At 53.5% G+C, this 20,276-nt stretch carries 18 protein-coding genes; 11 read left to right on the top strand and 7 right to left on the bottom strand.

The window, feature by feature from the left end:
* The first annotated feature begins 46 nt into the window (after nucleotides 1–46).
* On the top strand, nucleotides 47–904 hold the full coding sequence (locus ACSV5M_RS08895; RefSeq protein ID WP_439175619.1) for a GTP-binding protein: 858 nt from the start codon (nucleotides 47–49) through the stop codon (nucleotides 902–904).
* Between the two features lie 39 nt (nucleotides 905–943).
* Here the strand turns inward: ACSV5M_RS08895 and ACSV5M_RS08890 are convergent, their stop codons facing one another.
* Nucleotides 944–1,216, bottom strand: coding sequence for a DUF1244 domain-containing protein (locus ACSV5M_RS08890; RefSeq protein WP_439175618.1), 273 nt, complete (start codon nucleotides 1,214–1,216; stop codon nucleotides 944–946).
* Between the two features lie 256 nt (nucleotides 1,217–1,472).
* Between ACSV5M_RS08890 and motA the strand changes: the two genes are divergently transcribed.
* The 4 genes from motA to ACSV5M_RS08870 all read left to right on the top strand — a co-directional run bounded on the left by motA (nucleotide 1,473) and on the right by ACSV5M_RS08870 (nucleotide 4,430).
* A complete protein-coding gene (motA, locus tag ACSV5M_RS08885; protein ID WP_087468109.1) occupies nucleotides 1,473–2,327 on the top strand; it encodes a flagellar motor stator protein MotA in 855 nt (284 codons plus the stop codon).
* Nucleotides 2,328–2,339: 12 nt separating this feature from the next.
* Complete coding sequence (gene motB, locus ACSV5M_RS08880; protein WP_439175616.1) at nucleotides 2,340–3,326, top strand: flagellar motor protein MotB; 987 nt, start codon at nucleotides 2,340–2,342, stop codon at nucleotides 3,324–3,326.
* A 67-nt stretch (nucleotides 3,327–3,393) separates the two neighbouring features.
* On the top strand, nucleotides 3,394–3,831 hold the full coding sequence (trxC, locus tag ACSV5M_RS08875; RefSeq protein ID WP_439175615.1) for a thioredoxin TrxC: 438 nt from the start codon (nucleotides 3,394–3,396) through the stop codon (nucleotides 3,829–3,831).
* The gene (locus ACSV5M_RS08870) at nucleotides 3,831–4,430 is read left to right on the top strand and encodes a uracil-DNA glycosylase family protein (protein WP_439175613.1); all 600 of its coding nucleotides are present in this window, start codon (nucleotides 3,831–3,833) and stop codon (nucleotides 4,428–4,430) included. The genes trxC and ACSV5M_RS08870 overlap by 1 nt, the downstream gene beginning before the upstream one ends.
* Here ACSV5M_RS08870 and ACSV5M_RS08865 read toward each other — a convergent pair.
* A complete protein-coding gene (locus tag ACSV5M_RS08865) occupies nucleotides 4,416–5,414 on the bottom strand; it encodes a GGDEF domain-containing protein (protein WP_439175611.1) in 999 nt (332 codons plus the stop codon). The two genes, ACSV5M_RS08870 and ACSV5M_RS08865, sit on opposite strands and share 15 nt — an antisense overlap.
* Before the next feature lie 196 nt (nucleotides 5,415–5,610).
* Here ACSV5M_RS08865 and ACSV5M_RS08860 point away from each other — a divergent pair, with 196 nt between their 5' ends.
* A complete protein-coding gene (locus tag ACSV5M_RS08860; RefSeq protein ID WP_439175610.1) occupies nucleotides 5,611–6,120 on the top strand; it encodes a DUF1993 domain-containing protein in 510 nt (169 codons plus the stop codon).
* Between the two features lie 59 nt (nucleotides 6,121–6,179).
* On the opposite strand, the gene ACSV5M_RS08855 is transcribed toward ACSV5M_RS08860, so the two are convergent.
* The gene (locus tag ACSV5M_RS08855) at nucleotides 6,180–8,273 is read right to left on the bottom strand and encodes a vWA domain-containing protein (RefSeq protein ID WP_439175609.1); all 2,094 of its coding nucleotides are present in this window, start codon (nucleotides 8,271–8,273) and stop codon (nucleotides 6,180–6,182) included.
* The gene (locus ACSV5M_RS08850; RefSeq protein ID WP_439175608.1) at nucleotides 8,270–8,830 is read right to left on the bottom strand and encodes an RNA polymerase sigma factor; all 561 of its coding nucleotides are present in this window, start codon (nucleotides 8,828–8,830) and stop codon (nucleotides 8,270–8,272) included. Before ACSV5M_RS08850 ends, ACSV5M_RS08855 begins: the two co-directional genes overlap by 4 nt.
* A 705-nt stretch (nucleotides 8,831–9,535) precedes the next feature.
* Here ACSV5M_RS08850 and ACSV5M_RS08845 point away from each other — a divergent pair.
* From ACSV5M_RS08845 to ACSV5M_RS08835, 3 genes are all read left to right on the top strand, one after another.
* Nucleotides 9,536–10,048: a PEP-CTERM sorting domain-containing protein gene (locus ACSV5M_RS08845; protein ID WP_439175607.1), complete on the top strand. Its 513-nt coding sequence runs from the start codon at nucleotides 9,536–9,538 to the stop codon at nucleotides 10,046–10,048.
* Nucleotides 10,049–10,212: 164 nt separating this feature from the next.
* Nucleotides 10,213–11,028, top strand: coding sequence for a TatD family hydrolase (locus tag ACSV5M_RS08840; protein ID WP_439175606.1), 816 nt, complete (start codon nucleotides 10,213–10,215; stop codon nucleotides 11,026–11,028).
* Nucleotides 11,028–11,447, top strand: coding sequence for a SufE family protein (locus ACSV5M_RS08835; RefSeq protein WP_439175604.1), 420 nt, complete (start codon nucleotides 11,028–11,030; stop codon nucleotides 11,445–11,447). The genes ACSV5M_RS08840 and ACSV5M_RS08835 overlap by 1 nt, the downstream gene beginning before the upstream one ends.
* Here the strand turns inward: ACSV5M_RS08835 and tcdA are convergent.
* From tcdA to ACSV5M_RS08820, 3 genes are all read right to left on the bottom strand, one after another.
* Nucleotides 11,444–12,259 (bottom strand): tRNA cyclic N6-threonylcarbamoyladenosine(37) synthase TcdA, encoded by an 816-nt coding sequence (gene tcdA, locus ACSV5M_RS08830; protein ID WP_439175603.1) that lies wholly within the window; start codon nucleotides 12,257–12,259, stop codon nucleotides 11,444–11,446. The genes ACSV5M_RS08835 and tcdA overlap by 4 nt on opposite strands.
* An 83-nt stretch (nucleotides 12,260–12,342) precedes the next feature.
* Complete coding sequence (locus ACSV5M_RS08825; RefSeq protein WP_439175602.1) at nucleotides 12,343–13,374, bottom strand: FecR family protein; 1,032 nt, start codon at nucleotides 13,372–13,374, stop codon at nucleotides 12,343–12,345.
* The gene (locus tag ACSV5M_RS08820; RefSeq protein WP_439175601.1) at nucleotides 13,371–13,943 is read right to left on the bottom strand and encodes an RNA polymerase sigma factor; all 573 of its coding nucleotides are present in this window, start codon (nucleotides 13,941–13,943) and stop codon (nucleotides 13,371–13,373) included. The genes ACSV5M_RS08825 and ACSV5M_RS08820 overlap by 4 nt, the downstream gene beginning before the upstream one ends.
* Before the next feature lie 287 nt (nucleotides 13,944–14,230).
* Between ACSV5M_RS08820 and ACSV5M_RS08815 the strand changes: the two genes are divergently transcribed.
* Complete coding sequence (locus ACSV5M_RS08815) at nucleotides 14,231–17,092, top strand: TonB-dependent receptor (protein WP_439175599.1); 2,862 nt, start codon at nucleotides 14,231–14,233, stop codon at nucleotides 17,090–17,092.
* A 513-nt stretch (nucleotides 17,093–17,605) separates the two neighbouring features.
* A complete protein-coding gene (locus tag ACSV5M_RS08810) occupies nucleotides 17,606–20,182 on the top strand; it encodes a TonB-dependent receptor (protein WP_439175598.1) in 2,577 nt (858 codons plus the stop codon).
* The last annotated feature ends 94 nt before the right edge of the window (nucleotides 20,183–20,276 follow it).

The raw sequence follows: 20,276 nt of genomic DNA, 5'->3' as shown, positions 1-20,276 counted from the left end.
CCGCGCGGAGGTTCCTCAATATCTATAAAAAATGAGGATATAAATCATGTATCTCGCCCTGTGTTCCCGTTTTATTTTCCCCGCTGTCAGCGCGGTCGCTGTCATCCTGCAACTCGCCTTGCCTGTTCATGCTGCCGAAGGGCGGCAACTGGAAAAGTTATGGCTGACTGCGGGTTTGCGCGTTCCTGAATCCGCTCTGGTCTATCAGAATGGTAAGGAAAAATACTTATTTGTGACCGAAATTGATGGCAAGGATGATGACGGTGAAGGCGGTGTGGCCCGCTTGTCATTGGACGGCAAGATTCTTGAGCAGGATTGGGTGCGCGGCCTCAATGGTCCCAAGGGGATGGGCGCGCACAAAGGCAAGCTCTATGTGGCCGACGTCAAGGAAGTGGTGGTGATTGATATCGACTCCGGTGATATTGATGCACGTATTCCCGTAGCCGATGCGGTATTTCTGAACGACATTGCCGTTGATATCAATGGCGTGGTTTATGTCTCGGACACGCGTACCAATAAAGTCCATCGCATCGTCAACAATAACGTGGAGCTGTACCTCGACAATATTACCTCCCCCAACGGCTTGCAAACCATCGGCAGTACCTTGATTGTGGGGGCGGCGACCCGGCTGTTGCTGATCGATAAAGATAAGAACCTGCTCACCCTGGCCAAGGGTTTTGAAAGCAATATTGATGGCGTGGAGATGACGCAACCGGGTGAATTTATTGTGTCCTGTTGGGCCGGGCTGGTGTATTACGTTCACGCGGACGGCCGCATTGAAAAATTGCTCGATAGCCGCGATACCCAGATCAACACCGCCGACATTGGTTTCGATGAAGATACGCGGATTGTCTACATCCCCAACTTCCACAAAAACTCCCTGACCGCCTATCAACTCAAATGACGTAAAGTGGGTCGGATTACGCCACGCTAATCCGACCTTTTATTTGGCTGGTGTCTGGTACTGATCTTTCCATTCTGTATAAGGCATGCCATACACCCGCTCACGGGCGTTTTCATAATCAATCTCTATCCCCTGTTCGGTCGCCGCCGCGACATACCATTTGCTCAGGCAATTGCGACAAAAGCCGGCCAGGTTCATCAGGTCAATATTCTGCACATCCTTACGGCTGTCCAGATGCTCCAGTAAGCGACGAAAGGCTGCTGCTTCCAGGGCCTGTTGGGTGTGTGGGTCCAGTTGGTCAATCTTCATCATGGGAGAATCCGTTGGGGGAAGGTTTGGCGGAAGGCGCTAGTGTAGGGGTTAGGGACGGGGGTGGCAAACCGGGTGGGCCAGTGTGCGTCAGGTGTCATCTCCGTAAAAATTCATGAAATCCCCTCAATTAGAATCTATAGTTGTCGATAACGTTGATGGTCATATCAAAAGCGCATACCCATAGCTGTGCGGGGTTGCGGGGCACTAAAATTTGCAAAGCATAGAAAGTTCCACGGGGTTCTGAGGGGAAAGTTGCGTGAATACAATTATCGGTGCGGTGGTCGTCATCGGCTGTATCCTGTTGGGTTACACCATGCATGGCGGCCAGGTGATGGCGTTGTGGCAGCCGAGTGAAGTGATCATTATCTGTGGTGCTGCTCTGGGTGCGATGATTATTTCCAACCCTTTATCGGTCAGCATCGGTGTAGTGAAATCCGCCGGTGCTTTACTGACACCTTCCAAATACAACAAGGCCATGTACCTGGACCTGTTGACCATGATGTATGACATCTTCAACAAAACCCGCCGCGAGGGTTTGATGGCGATTGAAGGTGATATTGAAGAGCCGGAAAACAGCCCGATCTTCAGCAATTACCCCGAAATCCTAAAAAATCATCACGCGATTGATTTTATCTGCGATTACCTGCGCATCATGGTGGTGGGCAGTATGGCGCCCCACGAGTTGGAATCCCTGATCGACCAGGAGCTGGAAGGCCACCATCAGGAAGCTGCGCTGGTGCCGGGTGCTATCGCCAAGGCGGCGGATGGCCTGCCGGGTTTCGGTATCGTGGCAGCGGTTCTGGGGATCGTCATCACCATGGGTAAACTGGGTGGGCCGCCGCAGGAATTGGGGGTGTCAGTCGCTGCCGCGCTGGTGGGAACGCTGTTGGGTATCTTGTTTGCCTACGGATTCATCGGCCCCTTCTCCGCCTATCTCGAACACAAGAATCGCGATGAAGCCCATTTTTATGAGTGTATTAAAGCCTGCCTGATGGCCTCCATGAACGGGCTGCCGCCACAGATCGCCGTGGAGTGTGGTCGTAAAGTGTTGTACCACAGTGTGCGTCCAAGCTTTACCGAGCTTGAAGAACAATATCGAGCCAAGAAGTAAGGGCGGTTGGTGATGGAAAAGGGCGCTCAGTCAGTCATTATCATTCGCAAGAAAAAAGGCCATGGCCACGGGCACCACGGCGGTTCGTGGAAGGTCGCCTTTGCGGATTTTATGACGGCGATGATGGCGTTTTTCCTGCTGATGTGGGTGCTGGAAACCACCACCAAAGAGCAGCAACTGGCCATTGCCGGCTACTTTCAGGACCCCGGCAATGAATTCATCATTGGGCCGGGCGGCGCGGACTCCGGGGTTATTGATCTGACCCCGCAACCGAAAGAGGCCGAATCTTCTCCGTCTGAGCCTGATGTCCCTGACCTCACTGAAGACGACCTGCGCCGTCAACTGGAACAGGCTGAACTGGAGCAACTGGAGGAATTAAAAGACCAGTTGGAAGCGGAGATCAGCCTGGATTCAGTCTTTGAGTTATTGAAAGAGCAGATCCTGATTGACTTCACCGCGCTGGGGTTGCGTATCCAGATTGTGGATAAAGAACAGCGCCCCATGTTTGACGTGGGCAGCGCACGCCTCAAGTATTACTCCAAAGACGTGCTGCACGCGCTGGCGCCCATTATTGATAAAGTCCCTAACAAGGTCAGTATTACCGGCCATACCGACGCCATGCCCTACGGTGCCGGTGCTTCCTACACCAACTGGGAGCTTTCTGCAGACCGCGCCAACAGTGCCCGCCGCGCCTTGCTGGAAGGAACCTATCCGGAGGCCAAGGTGGCTACGGTACAGGGCATGGGTTCTGTTGCCCCCTTGCTGGTGGATAAACCGACCGATCCTATCAACCGCCGTATTGCCATCATTGTGCTGAAAAAGGCAGTCTCCGATGCGTTGGCCAGTGGTGGCAGTGGCCTTAAGAGCTCTGATTTAATCACCGACCCCATTCCCTCTGCACCACGCCGTGAGCCGGAGCAGGGTAGCGTGCCGCGGGTAATGTCAGAGTCGGAAGTCGACGCAGCCATTGATGCTGAATCGCGCAATACCACTCCCTAGTGCTTGAAAAAGTCGGGCCCGGCCTGAAATAGCCTTCAGGTATTCACCTATTTCAGGAACGGCCACCATGAGCAGTCTGCAAATTACCTGTCCCCATTGCCTTGCTACAAACCGCTTGCCCGGAGAACGTCTGGGCGATGGTCCCAAATGCGGGAGCTGTAAGCAGCGGCTCTTCTCGGGCCACCCTATGAACCTGACCAGCGTTAACGTTCAGGCGGTGTTGGGTAAAAACGAGATTCCGGTATTGGTAGACTGCTGGGCGCCCTGGTGCGGCCCCTGCCAGAGTTTTGCACCGGTATTCGAAGCCGCTGCCCAGCGCCTTGAGCCCTATGTGCGTTTGGCCAAACTCAACACCGAAGCCGAACCTTTGGTCGGTGAGGGGTGGGCTATCCGCAGCATCCCCACATTGATTCTGTTTAAAGGCGGGCAGGAAATCCAACGGGTTTCCGGCGCCTTGCCGCTGCCGCAATTAATGCAATGGGTATATCAGAGCCTTAACCCCTGATGCCGGATAAACGCTTCATCCGTTTGGTCGAGGAGGTGCAGTCATGCCAGTTGTGCGCGGCGCACCTGCCTCACGGCGTCAACCCTGTTATCCAGATTGATCCGCAAGCACGCATCCTGATTGCCAGCCAAGCGCCGGGCCGAAAGGTTCACGACACCGGCATTCCCTTTAATGACGCCAGCGGAGAGCGGCTGCGTGCCTGGATGGGGGTGACGCGGGAGATCTTTTACGATGCGCGTCGCATAGCCATATTGCCGATGGGATTTTGCTACCCCGGCACCGGTCGTTCAGGTGACCTGGCGCCGAGGCCCGAATGCGCGGCGCACTGGCGCCGTACCTTGTTGGGTCACTTGCCGGGGATCGAACTGACGCTGGTGATCGGTCAATACGCCCTGGCATACCACCTGCCGGATCGTCCGGCGAGCCTGACGGAGACGGTAAAAGCCTGGCGCAATTACTTTCCCGCCGTCCTGCCCTTGCCGCACCCCAGCCCGCGCAACAACATCTGGTTGCGGCGTAATAGCTGGTTTGAAGAAGAGGTGATTCCGGCCCTGCGCCAGCGGGTGCAGCAGGTGCTCGAAGGCTCAAAGGGCTCCTGAATCGTCCGCCTCATCAGCCAGAATAACCCGGTTGCGACCTTCTTCCTTGGCCTGATACATGGCCCGGTCTGCCCGTTCAAACCATTGGATGGCTGTCTCCCCGCTGCGCAATTCGGCACACCCGAGGGAGGTGGTGATAGCACCGGCGGGGCTTTTGATGTGTGCCGCAATCTGGGTGCGAAAATCCTCTGCGACGACTCTGGCGGATTCCTGGTGTGTATTGCGGGCAAGGATGACAAACTCCTCGCCACCAAAACGGAACAGCCGGTCGGTCTTGCGCGCGCGCTGGCGCAACAGGTTGGCGATGTCCACCAGCAACTCGTCACCGCACTGATGGCCGAAGTTATCGTTCACCTCCTTGAAGTGGTCCAGGTCCAGGACAATCACTGTGGCGGGTATTCCGCTGCGCTTGAAGTCGTCGATACACCGGGTCATCTCCAGGTCCATGGAACGGCGATTGCCCAGCTGGGTCAGCGCATCCTGGGTGGCATAAGTTTGCAGCAGTTGATGATGTTTGTTGGCTTCGCGGGAAAACACAAAGGTCATGCTGCCGGCAAATAACAGCGAGGCCAACATACCAAACGCCGCCACCTGATCATCAACCTGCATGGCAATGGGAATCATGGCGAGCATGATCAACACATTGACGGTGATAGCAAAGGGCGCGCGTAACAGGAAAAAATTCGCGCTGAAGGCGGGAAACATCCAAAAGAAATATAAGGGCCCATTCAGGTAAATCACCGCAACAGTCGCAATGCTGTATTGCGTTGCAGCAAGAATGGAGGGATAAAACACGGACTGGGTGCGATAGGCATACCAGGCGTTTGCCCCGGCAATCACCACAATAATCAGGTCCAATATCGCTTTGAGGTATTCGCCATTGAGATAGCGCATGACCACAAAAGGCGCGACGCCGAAGGTGGCGAGCACGGCGAATAAATAAATCAAACCCAGTTGAAATCTTTTTTTGGAATCTTCAAGCATTCGATCTTGTGTCTCCACATGGCTTTCCGTTGCACAGCGGCTATTGGGTACTCTAAGAGCATAGCTGCAAATCAGCTAGGCGTGATAAATGGATGAGTGCGACGTGTTAATTCCATTGTAATGGGCAGAGCTGTCGCGATTGTCTGCTATGCTGGCGAGCAAAGATTCTCCCCGTAGGCTTACCGGAGCGATTGTTATGTTGTATGAACTTACCGTTATTCAATTTTCCAAGATGCTGACCAATCTGGATCAGCTTCTGGATAAAGCATCGGCCTATGCCGATACCAAAAAGTTCAATCTGGATGTCTTGCTGAACGCGCGTTTGGCACCGGATCAATTTCACCTGATTCGTCAGGTGCAGATCGCCTGCGATACGGCGAAGCTGGCGGTGGCGCGCCTGACAGGAAAAACAGCACCGGTTCACGAAGATACGGAAACCACCCTGGCGGAATTGAAAGCGCGCATTAACGACGTAGTGCATTATCTGGCCAGTATGACACCGCAGGATTTTGACGGTGCGAAAGAGCGTCATGTCAGCCAGCCGCGCTGGGAGGGGAAATACCTGACGGGCTTTGATTACGCGATTCAGCACGCAATCCCCAACCTCTACTTTCATGTCACCACGGCCTACGCCATCCTGCGTCACAATGGTGTTGACCTGGGTAAAAAAGATTATCTCGGTGCTATGCCTTTCAAGACTGAATAAGCCTGACCACCAATTTGAAGTATCCGGAGCCATCAATAAGGCTCCGGATTTTCCCGTCATTACATCGCTTTTGCTAACTTCGCTTTGCGTACCAGTTGAATAAACTCGGTGCGGTAGCCGTAGTCATCAGTGCCTTTGGTTTTTTGAGCCAGGGCAATCACATCATCGTAACTGTAGTCGCCGGTAAAATGGCTGCCGCGCAGCAATTGGGCAAAGCCCGCGACGGCGGTGGCGAAACCGGCTTCCTGCTGCAGCGAACCAGGCGCTACCTTGTCCAGTGTGATTGCCTGGCTGGCGCTGATCGGTTTTTCGATCAATTGCGATTGTTTTTCGCCCGGCAATTTATAGCGAATCCGTAAAAAAGCGTATTCATCGCCAAGCTTATCCGCAGGCCTGGTTTTTTCCGTTGCGTAGCGGCTGGGTTCCAGCAGGGGCTTACCTTCACCGACCGGCGTAATTTCATAAATGGCGGTCACGCTGTGGCCCGCACCAATATCACCAGCATCGACTTTATCGTTGTTGAAATCTTCGCGTTGCAGGGCACGGGTTTCGTAACCGATCAAGCGATACTCCGCGACGGTAGCCGGATTAAATTCCACCTGGATTTTGACATCGTTGGCTATGGGAAACAGGGTCGATGTGGCTTCGTGGACCAACACTTTTTGTGCTTCGCTCAAGGTATCGATATAAGCGGCAACACCATTGCCGTGTTGAGCCAGGGTTTGCATCATGGCGTCCTGATAATTGCCCTGGCCAAAACCCAATACCGACAGATAAATACCCTGATCGCGTTTGCGTTCCACCAGCGTCTGCAAATCGCTGTCGCCCGTGGGGCCGACATTAAAATCGCCATCGGTGGCGAGGATAATGCGGTTAACCGCTTTGGAATCAAAATTGGTTTCCGCTAATTCATAGGCGCGCTGAATACCTTCCGCACCGGCGGTTGATCCGCCCGCTTGCAATTGCTGCACCGCCCGGAGGATCTTTTGTTTGTCTTTTACCGGGGTGGGTTCCAGCACGGTTCCCGCCGCACCGGCGTACACCACAATGGCCACCGTATCCTCGGGTTGTAGATTGTTCAACAGCAATTCCATGGATTGTTGCACCAGAGGCAATTTATCCGGACTGTGCATCGAGCCCGACACATCCAGCAGGAACACCAGGTTGCTGCGCGGTAGAGCGCTCGCGGGCAGTTGATAACCTTTGATGCCGATATGGATCAGTTTATTACCGGCTTTCCAGGGCGAATCCATCACCGAGACACTGGGCAGGAACGGCGTTGCTTTATCGCTCGGCACGGGATACTGATAATCAAAATAATTAATCAATTCCTCAACCCGCACGGCGTCCTTGGGCGGCAGGTAGCCATTGTTCAGGCTGCGCCGCACGAAACTGTAGGCTGCGGTATCCACATCAATTGAAAAAGTCGACACGGGTTCTTCGCTGACAGCTTTCACAGAGTTTTCCTGGAATTCCGCAAAACGGTCCCGAAATTCAGCGGCCGGTGGTACGGCTGCCAGGTCGCTCGCTGGTGCGACAGATGGCATCGGGCTGGCCGGCATGGCCAAGCGGGCGGTTTCCTGGGCACGTTTGGCGGACATGGCTTGTTGTTCTGCAATGACCATGGGCTCGGCCGGCGAATACTGGGCGGCAATCTCCAATTCGCGCGCGCCGGTAACGATAATCTCTTCAGTCGCCTGATCCGCTCCGGCGGTTGCCTCGGGACGTCTTACTTCCTTCGACATGGCCAGATCATCCCTCATGGAGCTACTGGTGTGCAGCGGCATCTGCTGAAACAGCAGCACACCGACGACCGCGAGGCTGCAGGTGGCGAGGCCGCTGATTAACAATTTTTTTTGCGCAAACGTAAAAGGGTTACCGTTCATGGAATCTGTCCTGTTCGGGTTGTGGGTACCCATAAGACGAAGCCATGCAAGAAAACCTTGGAGCCCGGATAATTTTTTTTGTGATGCTGAATCTTTTTGCGCCGCAGGCCCTTCTGCCGGCTGTGTATCAGCGGCCTGCTTTTCCAGTGCCTGGGTTTCCTGTACCGCATCAAATTCCATCAATGCCAGAGCCAGCGCACGCTTTTTAGCCTCGCTGTCCGGTTTTGGGTGGGTGGCAAACGCCTTGTCGATCAGGTTATCAGTCATAGTCGTGCCTCCTGCAGCGGGGCGGAGGATGTTTGTAAAAGAAGGAGTTGTTTGCGGATTTCATGCAGTCGCCAGGAAACGGTACTTTCCTTGATGGACAAAATGCCGGCGGCTTCGGCGTGGGTTAAGCCTGCGCCGTGAACCAGAAGTGCGGTTTCCTTAAAACCCTCGGCCATATCGTCGAGGATGCCAAGCACCTGCTGTAGATAGATATTGGTTTCCGCAGGGTTATCCTGAGCATCGGGTTCTTCGGCCAGCGCGACAACCTCACCCGGTCTGTCATCACCCCAGTGGCGCGACTGGCTGCGTTGCCAGTCTTTGGCACAGTTGATCACCAGACGATACAGCCAGGTGGTAAAGGCTGAATCAAAGCGAAACTGAGCCAGGGTGCGAGCCAGTTTGATACAGGCCTGTTGAGTAACATCTTCCGCATCTGCACGGCTGCCACACCACTTGTAGGCAAAGCGGAAGATGGTGTCGTAATAGGCATTAAGCAGCGCCTCGAACGCTGCTCTATCGCCTTGCTGTGCCAGACGAATGTCGTCAGCTTCAGTCATCTGCAATGCAACCGGTTTAGTTGTTTAAGGATAAGACGCGGCCAATGGGAAAATCCTTGGCCAGTCACAGGCAAGTTTTCTGAAAAAATCCGTTATACATGGCTTATACAATTTTTAGCGAAGGCCGGACAAGATTTTTTTACGGCGCTGTTGATTTTTCTAATGCGAGTCACGGCGTTAAACAGCGATGCTTCACTTGTCGGTTTTTTTTACGTGGCGTTGTTGAGAGCTAGTCGGCAGGTGTAATGATACCTAAGGGTTGTTGTACAAAAAATGCAATACAAGAACCGGCGTAACATGGGTTTATTTTTCACCACCTCAGACCACTCGCTTTGTTTGCGTGAAAGGCGTGCAGGGATTGTACCGGCCTGGTTGGGGGGCATTCGGCATTTTTTACAAGGGGGCAAGATCTTGTTTGCCTTTGTTATTTTTTCAAAGATTATCCTGGGTGGGAGTGTCGCTTAAATTTACATTGATAATAACCTGTCAGTCCTTAAGTCGGTTCTTTTTACAAACTTAGCTATAAAAACGTGAAGTTCGTTCCAATAACTGGTTGATATAGATGAATTTTTTAATATTGGCCTGGTTAATGCTTATTCAGGCTTGCGCGCCATGGTAGAAGCTTGATGGTGTGAGGTATTAACAACATGAACTTTTGCCGGCCGTATACCAGGTCGGATAGCTGTGTCTTAAAGGACGATAACTATGAACATTCAATGGCTTAAAAAACTTGTCGCCGTATCAGCTCTGTTGTTCAGTGTCAGTGGTTATGCTGCTGTTATCACTGATGTGAAAGAAGTTGATACGTTTGTGGATTGGTGGGACTCAACAAGCTGGACCCACGACATTAATGATGATGGATTTGTCGCGGGTACGGCTCAAAGCGCTACGCTTTCTATCGAATTCTGGGATGATCGCGGTTTTCTGGATCTGGGTGAGCTGGCTACTATCGTTGTCGGCACTATCGATTTCCTGGACGGGGCTTTTATCTATGTACCGACCAGTGATTGGGCCGGCGCATTGGGCTTGAACTCGCTGGTTTCACTCAATACTACCGGCTTGCTGTCGGTAAAAGTATGGAGTGACTTTGGTGACTTCTATATAGGCAACTCGACCCTGGAGGTGGTAACTACCTCTGTTCCGGAACCTGGCTCTCTGGCGTTGCTTGCCTTGGGGTTGATCGGCTTGGGATTGCTGAGAAAGAAGAACGCTGCATAACACGGTTGTTTGCGTGACAAAAACCCGCCACCCGGCGGGTTTTTGTTTTTCCGGATCCATAAATCGTTGGTCCGTGCCCATGAAACCTTCCTTTATACTTCCCCCGCTGTGCCGATGTATTTAGCCAACTGTATGTAGCCACTATAGCGAGAGAGGAGCTTCCTGTGTCATCAATCCCCCTACTGGTGGACAGCCATTGTCATTTCGATTTTGCGGCGTTTGATCCTGACCGTGCGACGGTCTGGACGGCCGCCCAGGGTGTGGGTGTCGGTCAGTTAATCATTCCCGGGGTGGCACCGGACCAGTGGCAAGCGGCGGCGCAGGTGAGCGCCGAGTACCCGGGTATCTATTGTGCGGCGGGTGTTCATCCCTGGTGGGTGAAGGATCTGGTCGGAGGCGACTTGTCTGCAAACCAGCGAGACAAGATTCGCGATAACTTACGACAAACCCTGACCGCATCGCCCTGCGTGGCTGTGGGTGAATGTGGCCTCGACAAGCTGGTCGATGGACATTTTGAGCATCAGCAAGAGTTGTTTGCCCTGCAAGTGGAATTGGCTTGCGAGTTGAACATGCCGTTAATCATCCATTGTCGCAAAGCGCACAACGAGGTTATCGCGCTCTTGCGCCGGTACCGGCCTTCGGCAGGCGGGGTAATTCATGCCTTCAGCGGCAGCACCCGGATCGCGGAGACTTACATTAACATGGGCTTTTATCTCGGCATTGGCGGCACTATTACTTATGAGCGGGCGCACAAGACCCGCCAAGCGGTAAGCGAAGTCCCGCTGACGGCATTATTGCTGGAGAGCGATGCACCGGACATGCCTCTCTGCGGTCGTCAGGGTGAGCGCAACAGTCCGCAGTATCTGCCGGAGACGCTGCGAATCCTGGCCGGATTGCGTGAGCAATCCGTTGCAGAGGTTGCTGCTCAAACTACTAATAACACGCGCCGATTATTCCGGCTGCCGGATGAGGTGGGTTGATGATTCATGATGATCTGAGCGAGGTGTCCGTGGCTCGGCTGCTGGCGGCGGATAACTGGCAAAGTAAATACCGCCTGATTACCGACTGGGGGCGGTTGATCGCGCCCAAGCCCGCGCTGCGCCATCCGGCCAATGCAGTCAAAGGGTGCGAAACGGCAGCCTGGATGGGCCACGAGTATCGGGATGGCCGACACCATTTCGCCTTCGACAGCGACAGCCGGGTGATCAAAGGTCTGGCTGCTTTACTGCTGGTTCATATCGACAATAAAACCGCCGAAGAATTGGCGCAGTTACATTTGGGTGGGCTGTTACGCGATGCCGGGCTTGAGAAACATATAACCCCCTCGCGCAATAACGGCTTTCGGGCGATGCTGCTGCGGGCCTGCGAAATGGCGGGTATCGACGCCGGTCTGGTTTAATCTGGCGGCCCAGGGCGGCAACGCTTTTGCAAATAACGTTCAATCGCGCGGTTAGCGGCGAGAAACCCGAAGGTGCCAGTCACCATTACCGACGAACCAAAACCACCAGCACAGTCCAGCTTCACCCCGTCCTGTAAAACCTGTTTGTCCATACACACGGAACCGTCAGGCTTTGGGTATACCATCTGCTCGGTAGAATAAATCGCATCGACGCGAAACTTGCGTTGTTTGTCTCGGGCAAAATGGTAATGGCGATACAACTGCGTGCGGATCTTGGCGAGCATGGGATCGCTTTCGGTACGGCCGAGATCGTCAACCCGCACCAACTGTGGGTCACGTTTCCCGCCGGATGAGCCCACTACTATCAAGCGAATCTTTAGCGCGCTGCAATAAGCCACCAGGCGCGCTTTGATATGCGCCGCATCCATTGCATCAATCACCACGTGATGCTCCTGCCCGATCAGCGTTGTCATGTTGTGCTGATCGATAAAGTCCTCGTGTGTATGCAAGCGAATTTCAGGATTGATATCGCGCAGGCGTTCGCTGATGACCTGGTTTTTTGAGCGGCCAATTTGTGAGGCGAGGGCATGGGACTGGCGATTGGTATTGGTCACGCACACATCGTCCAGCTCGATCAGGGTCAGTTCACCCACACCGCTGCGCGCCAGCGCCTCTGCCACCCAGGTGCCGACACCGCCGAGGCCGATCACCGCAAAATGTGCCTGGGCCAGGGCCGCCAAAGCATCCTGACCGTACAGTCGGGCGATGCCGCCAAAGCGTTGTAAGTATTCGGGGCTTAGGGTGTTATTCATGCTACTGATTCTCCGCCAACAAACGCGGGAGCGTTTTAGCGCAGTTTATCAGTGCGTGCAAGTCGCTATGGAGGATGGTGAGGCTAGCTTTCTGCGGGCAGCGCCACTCCCTTCATCACCAGGATATTTTTACCGCTGCGCTCAATGCGGGCATTGAGCGCTTGTTCCAGGCTGAAGATAAAGGTATCGAGATCGCCCAGATGAAAAATCCCGGTAATACGTTGCTGATTTAATTCGCTATCCACCACGGTAATTTTTTCTGTGATGTAACGGTTATATTCAGCCACGGCATTCGCGAGCGTATCGGCATCGAAATAAATCTTACGGGTTTGCCACGCCGAGATACGGGCCAATCGGGCAGCTTCTACTTTGGTGGCTTCATCGCCTTTTTTATAATTGACGGCCTCGCCCTTGCGAATTTCTGTGATGATAGATTGATCGGCGATCAAGGGATTTCTGGATTTCAATTCCACCACACCATCGGCCACATCCACCGACAAAGTCTGATCACGAATGGCCACATTAAACTCGGTACCCAATGCCCGGACCAGGCTGCCGGCAGCCGACACTTCAAACGGCCGTTGATTATCCTTGTTCACATCAAAATAGGCTTCGCCATGGTGCAAACGGATGCGGCGTTTTTTCCCGGAATAATGCACGCTGATGACCGTGTCGGTATTGAGCATGGCGGTCGAGCCGTCGGGCAATTGCACCAGGCGCTGCTCGCCGATGCGCGTGCTGAATTCCTCTTCGCTGAGGTAATTGATGCTGAAGATAAAACCGATCCCGAATAGCAGCAGTACCGCCGCATACGCCAGCCAACTGCCCGGGTTATTCAAACCGACACTGCGCTGGCGATAACCGGGTTCCAGTTCCTGGCGGGCACTGATCAGCTCGCGCTGTATGTCTTCATCCTCGCGCAGGTTATTGGTCATCAGCCACAGTGTGCAGCATTGTTCATAAGCCAGTTCGTGGGCCGGGTTTTCTTTCAGCCAGGCTTCAAAATCCTGCTGCAACTCCGGATCACTGTCCGGCCCGCGCAGTTTGGCAAACCAGAGTGCAGCCTCTGCTTTGATCATGCGACGGGTTTTCTTTTCAGTAGCAGGCTGGGTCATAGTAAATCTTCAAGTGAATGTTGCAGTGCTTTGATAGCGCTGCTCATGTGGCGTTCCACCGTGCGCGTGCTGATATTGAGCGCATCGGCAATTTGCGGGTAAGTCAGTTCGTCGAATCGGCTGAGCAAAAAAATCTGGCGGGTGATAACGGGCAATTCCAGTAGCGACTGCTTGAGTCGATTCAGCGAATCCTCCCAATCGAGTGCCCGGGTTGGGGTGGATTCATCGCTGGGGAATTCCAGCTCATCAAAGTCGACGTGGGCATCGAACATACGGCTGCTGCGTCGGCGCAGTGAATCGCGCACCAGGTTGGTAGCAATGGCAAAGATATAGGCGCGTGGATTTTCCTGCAGGCGTGTCAGATCTTCCTGGCGCAACAGGCGCACATAGGTTTCGTGGAGGATTTCGGCCGCATCCTGACGGCCGCCGGGCAGAATGCCGGCGAGGTAATTCAACAGGCTGTGGCGGTAACAGTGGTACAGGGCTTCAACGGATAAATTGTCGGTATCGCCGCCCGGCGCAGAGGGCTGGTTGGAGACCAGCGTAAGGTTGGGTTTGCCAGGCGACATGGACGATTTCCGTGTGATAGAGATGCTCGTAATGGAGAGGCCAGTGTGAATAACGTTTGCCGCCATATCTTATCCTGAGCAGCAATCCCTATAACGTAAACAGCACGCAAAACCCGACACGGATAGCATAAAAAAATGGACCTGGGTTCCGCTTCCGGGTTCCTGTCTGAACTTTGTCTGTTGCTGTGGCGGATGATTTGATATGTTGCCCCGAGGCCGTCGGTCCGGCGCTACACACTTTTATTATCGGCAAACACAAGCGAATGAAACGGCTGATCTCCCCGGCTATGCTGCGATCATGGGCCCTGGCTGCTGGCCTGGGTTTGCTCCTGCCATGGCATTTTGCCTTCGGGCATATGTACACCATCAACGAACAGCCTCTTGCCACCGCCCTGACACACTACGCCGAACAATCCGGATTGCAGATCCTGTTTCGTCCGGAAGATATTCCCGCCGTTTCTGTGGCGCCGCTGCAGGGTGAATTCACCGCGCGCGAGGCCATTGCGCACTTGCTGCGTCATACGCAACTGCAATACACCCTGCGCAACAACGCCATTGTTATCTTTGTTGCGCCGCCGGCACGCCATGCGGAAACGGTTTCGCCGGATTTTTTTGGCGATGGTGTGCAGGAGGAAACGGCACCGCCGTTGGCCGTTCCGGATGAAATGCTCATCACCGGCATTCGCGGCAGTGTGAAACGCAATCTGGTACAAAAGAAAAACGCGGATTCGGTGGTGGACATGGTCACCGCCGAAGACGTTGGAAAATTTCCCGATAAAAATATCGCGGATGCCTTGCAACGGATTCCTGGGGTGTCGGTGGATCGCATTTGGGGCGAAGGGCGCGACATCAATATTCGCGGTACCGATAAAGACATCAATCGCACCTTGATGAATGGCCAGAACGTCGCCTCCGCATACTGGTGGGCCAACGATAATCCGGGCCGGGGTTTTAACTACACCATCCTTGCATCAGAATTAATTGCATCGCTGGCCGTGCACAAAAGTCCGACGGCGGACATCGATGAAGGCAGTATCGGCGGCACGGTGATTATTTACACGCACAAACCCTTTGATATGGACAGCAACACCCTGCGGCTGAACCTGGAAGGTCAATACAGTGAATTGCCCGGTGCCTGGGATCCCCAGGCGTCTGTGCTCGGCAGTTGGAAAAATGCCGCCGAGACGTTTGGTGTACTGGCGTCCTTTAATTGGCAAAACCGTTCAATGCGCCGTGACGGCCTGGAAGCCTTTCCGGATAACACGCGCTATGACATCGTCGATGAACAAGGACAGGTAACGGAGGATGTGTATGTCATCTGGGGTGGCGGCTCCGCTATTTTTCAACAGGAGCGCGAACGTCAAACGAGTAACGTCACCTTGCAATGGCGACCCGCTGATGCCTGGGAGTTGGCATTGAATTATGTTGAGTCCAACATGGCCATGAATAACAGCAACCAGAATTTTTTATTCATGCCCGGCGGATTTAAATTGCGCGAAACGCCCCCGGTCACTGTGACTAACCCGCGCTTTGGCGCAACCGGTGATGGACGACAAACCTTGCTCGGCGGCGTGATGAATAATCCTGACAGCGTGGGCGCCGCTATCGACAGCATTTTTCGTCAGGCCTACGTGCGCAGTACACTCTACGACCTTGATGTGCATTATCACGGCGATGTCTGGCAATGGCATACGCAAGTGGGCATCACCAGCGCCGCCGGCGGCACAGATCATGATCGCCTCTACCGTTTTCTCGGCAATACGCGGCACAGTTTTTCGTTGAGTCGTGACAGTATTGAAGTGGATTATCTCGATCTCGATCCACAAAACGCGGCCAGCCTTGCACGTTTCTCCAGCGATTCCCGCGATTGGCAGCGCCGTATGGAAGATGAAGAAACCTACGCGCAACTGGATACAGAGCGGGACCTTGATAGCGCGTTTTTTTCGCGTATTACATGGGGCATCAAATGGCGCGACCACAGTATTGAAAATCATCGTCGCCTAGGGCGCATCGATACCGCGCATCCGGGGTGGGTAACGCTGGGATATATCGGCCTTGATCAGGTATCCAGCGGGTTAACACCGCCGTTGCATCGCAACACCGCCAGCGCCGGCTCGCTCACACGGTTTGCCTGGGCTGACAAAGGTATGATCGCAGAAGTTATTGATCCATTGTTGGAAAACGGGTTAATGATTTACCACGAAGATCGCGCGGCGTTTTATCGCATCAACGAAGATATTACAGCGACTTATTTCAAAGCGGATTTTGCACGCGGCGCCTGGCATGGCAATGTGGGCGTGCGCGCGGTAGAAACACAACAAACATCCACAGCCTATCGCGAACGGGACACGGTTATCGAACAGCGCCGTTACCGCGATTACCTTCCCAGTGTTAACCTTGCCTACGATATTGATGACACCGCATTGTGGCGCTTCTCCGCATCCCGTGTTATGGCGCGTCCTACCTTTCAAAACCTGAGCCCTAACATCGTCATCGACGCCACCAGTGGCACAGCATCCGAAGGCAACCCCAATCTGGACGCCTTCCGGGCGCGTCAACTGGATAGCGGCATTGAATGGTACTTCGATGACGCCGCTATTTTGTCGGCGACGTATTTTTATAAAGACATTTCCACATTTATCTACACCGAAACCGTGACAGAAACGGTTGACGGCCAACAGCTGAATATCACCCGCCCCTACAACGCCGAAGGCGCGCGTATCAATGGTGTGGAAATTCAATGGCAACAGGATGTGGGAAATGGCATAGGCTGGCTGAGCAACTATACCTACACCGATGCTCGCGTACCCTCACCGGACGGACAACAAAGCTTACGCCTGCCGGGCAACTCGCGCGATCAGGTGAATGCATCCATTTACTATGAAAGCCCGCATTACAGTCTGCGCCTTTCCTACAATTACCGTTCCAAGTCCTTCGGTGAATTAATCTCCGGTTCGCAGGACGAAACTGACGGATATCAACAATGGGATTTTTCGGCGGCTTATACGCCGGTAGAACATTTGACGGTGTATGTTGAGGGTGTGAATTTGACGAACGAAGTCATTTTTTATCGAACGGCGAATGATATTCCCCAAGGTTTATATGAAAACGGTAGATGGTTTTCTGTTGGAGTGAGGTTAAAACTTTAAGGTTTAGTTTGGTGGGGAGAATTGGGCAGAGGCTTCCGGGACACGCCGTGAACCCATCCATGGGGGCTCATCATCGACATCCCTGTCGATGATGGTCCCGGAGGCCTCTGCCCAATTCTCTGCGAGTATGTGCCAAGAAATTTTAATAAAAATGGCTATGAAATATTAATCGTGAATTTAGCACAGCAGGCGTGGCGGAGTAGGGTGTGAGACCATCATCGACAGGGATGTCGATGATGAGCCTCCAAGGATGGATTCACGGCGTGCCTCACACCCTACTCCGCCACGACTGCCTCGCCTACTACTCCAAGACATCTATTATCAAACGCACCCGATCAGAAAATACCGACAAAACCGAGTAAATATTTTTCGTTTAATGAATTTCATAGCGTTTAATCCGCCATATTACAATTTCATGTCGGGTTTCCCCCTCCCACTGCGTTTACTTAACCGGCAGTGGTATGAAATAACAAGACCGCCAAGCGGTCCGTACATAAACAGGGGAAACCAAAAGTGATCAGCTCACGCAAAAAACAACTCGCCTCCACCATCGCACTACTCACACTCAGCACCGCACTACCGCTACACGCCCAACCCGGCAGCGACGACGAACAGATCGAACAACTCTTCGTCACCGGCATTCGCGGCAGTTTAAAGCAATCACTTAATGTCAAACAAAACGCCGACTCCATCGTCGATGCCATCAACGCGGAAGATATCGGAAAATTCCCTGACAAAAATGTAGCCGATTCGCTGCAACGCATTCCTGGTATTTCCGTTGACCGTATCTGGGGTGAAGGGCGCGATATCTTTGTGCGTGGCACCAACAGCACCATGAACCGTACGCTGATGAACGGTCAGAACGTGGCATCCGCTTACTGGTGGGCCAACGACAATCCCAGTCGTGGATTTAATTACTCCATCCTAGCCTCGGAGCTGGTGTCCTCGCTGGAAGTGTACAAAAGTCCGGAAGCGGATATCGACGAAGGCAGCATTGGCGGTACAGTGATTGTGCGCACGCGCAAGCCGCTGGATCTGGATGCCATGACCTTCCATGCCTCCGCTGAAGGTGTCTACAGTGAATTGCCGGATGAAATTGATCCGCAATTTTCCGCGTTGGGCAGTTGGAAAAATGCAACGGACACCTTCGGTATCCTCGCGTCCGTCAGCTCACAAAAACGCACAGTGCGACGCGATGGTTTGGAAACTTTTCCGACCAACACGCTCTATTCGGTCACCGATCAAAATGGCGATGTAACTGACAATGTCTATGCCGTGTGGGGTGGTGGTTCCGCCATCTTTCAACAGGACAACGAACGCCTGACCACTAATCTGACGATGCAGTTCAGGCCGACGGATGCCTGGGATATGGTGTTGAACTACGTTAAATCCGATATGGATTCTGATAACAACAACCAGAATTATTTATTCATGCCTGGCGGCTACAAGTTGGAAAACGGTGACACGGTCACGGACCCGCGTTTTATTCCTACCGGCGATGGCAATCTCGCCCTGGTTGGTGGCACGCTGGAAAATCCTGACAGCGGTGGTGCGGCGATTGAGCCGATCTTTCGCGAAGCCTCAGTCGAAACCGAGGTGCTGGATTTTGATGTGACGTATCACGGCGAGGGATGGGTGGCCCATGGGCAATTCGGTACCACTAACGCCGAGGGCGGCAGTGACCGCGATATGGGTTATTGGTTTGAAGCCAACACGCGCGAACGGATTAATCTCGGTCCCAATACCATTGAAATTGAATATCTGGATATTGATCCCACGGCTCATTCTGCGCTGACATTGATGAGTGCACGCGACTGGATTCGCACCATGGAAGATGAAGAAAACTATGCGCAGGCTGATGTGGAATTTGATTTGGACTGGGGCCCGATTACCAGCGTCAAACTGGGCGCCAAATTCCGCGACGAAACCATCACCAACAATCGCACGGTAGGTACCACCGACAGCTCGCATCCTGCCTGGCGCACTATCACCATGGATGAAGTGTCCGGTGGATTAACCCCGCGCTTGCACGGTGAGTCGGCGACGGCAGGTTCCTTGACCCAGTATGCATGGATTGATGGTGATCTGGCGAAATCAGTGATTGATCCGATGTTCCGCGAAGGTGCGATGGCCTACACCTTTGATCAACAAGCCTATTATGAAATCAACGAGGAAATTACCGCTGTGTATGCTAAAGCCAATTTTGAATCCGGCAAATGGCGCGGTAACCTTGGGGTGCGGGGTGTAGAAACCGATCAGACTTCCCAGGCCTATATTGATGGAAACCTGGGCAGCATCTCGCGTAGCTATACAGATTACTTGCCCAGCCTCAATGTGATCTACGATGCGGCCGACGATGTGATTGTGCGCATGGCGGCGTCGCAAGTGATGGCGCGGCCGACCTTCCAGGATTTGAGTGCAAACCTGACCATCAATGCCACGACGTCGTCAGCCAGTGCAGGCAATCCGGAACTCGATCCTTTCTATGCCGATCAGTACGAAGCCGGTGTGGAATGGTATTTTGCAGAAGCGGCCATTTTATCAGCGACCTATTTCGTGAAAAATCTGGATACCTTTGTATTCACCCGCACCGCCGAAGAAGTGATTGATGGACAAACCCTGACGGTGACACGTCCCTACAATGCGCAGGACGGCGCGGACATTCAGGGGCTTGAATTGCAATGGCAACAGGAACTGGGCATGGGCTTTGGTGTGGTCGCCAACTACACCTACACCGATGCGACGGTGCCAGCTGTGGATGGTGGGCAAACACTAAAGTTGCCCGGCAATTCGGAGGACCAATTAAACGCGTCGGTGTATTACGAGGATGATGTTTTCAGCGTGCGCCTGTCTTACAACTATCGCTCGGAAGCTTTCGGTGGATTGACCTCGGGTTCTCAGCTGGTGACTGACGAATACGATCAGTGGGACGCGACGGCTAATTGGTTAATCACGGACCAGCTCTCATTGTTTTTCACTGCCGTTAATCTGACCAATGAAATTATTTACCAGCGCACCGATGACGGTATTCCCGTAGGCTTCTATGAAAACGGTGCGCGCTACAGTCTGGGCGCACGCCTGCAATTTTAATGGACAGCGTCTGCTGAAGGCCGTTGTGCTCACAAGGAAGTGCAACCCCAAACCTCAGTACTTTGCCCGGCCTGGCCGGGCTTTTTTTGATATC

It is taken from the genome of Cellvibrio sp. ARAG 10.3 (assembly GCF_051846955.1).
Taxonomy (GTDB): domain Bacteria; phylum Pseudomonadota; class Gammaproteobacteria; order Pseudomonadales; family Cellvibrionaceae; genus Cellvibrio.
The sequence above is the reverse complement of the archived record's forward strand: the minus strand, read 5'-3'. Positions and strand labels throughout refer to the sequence as shown.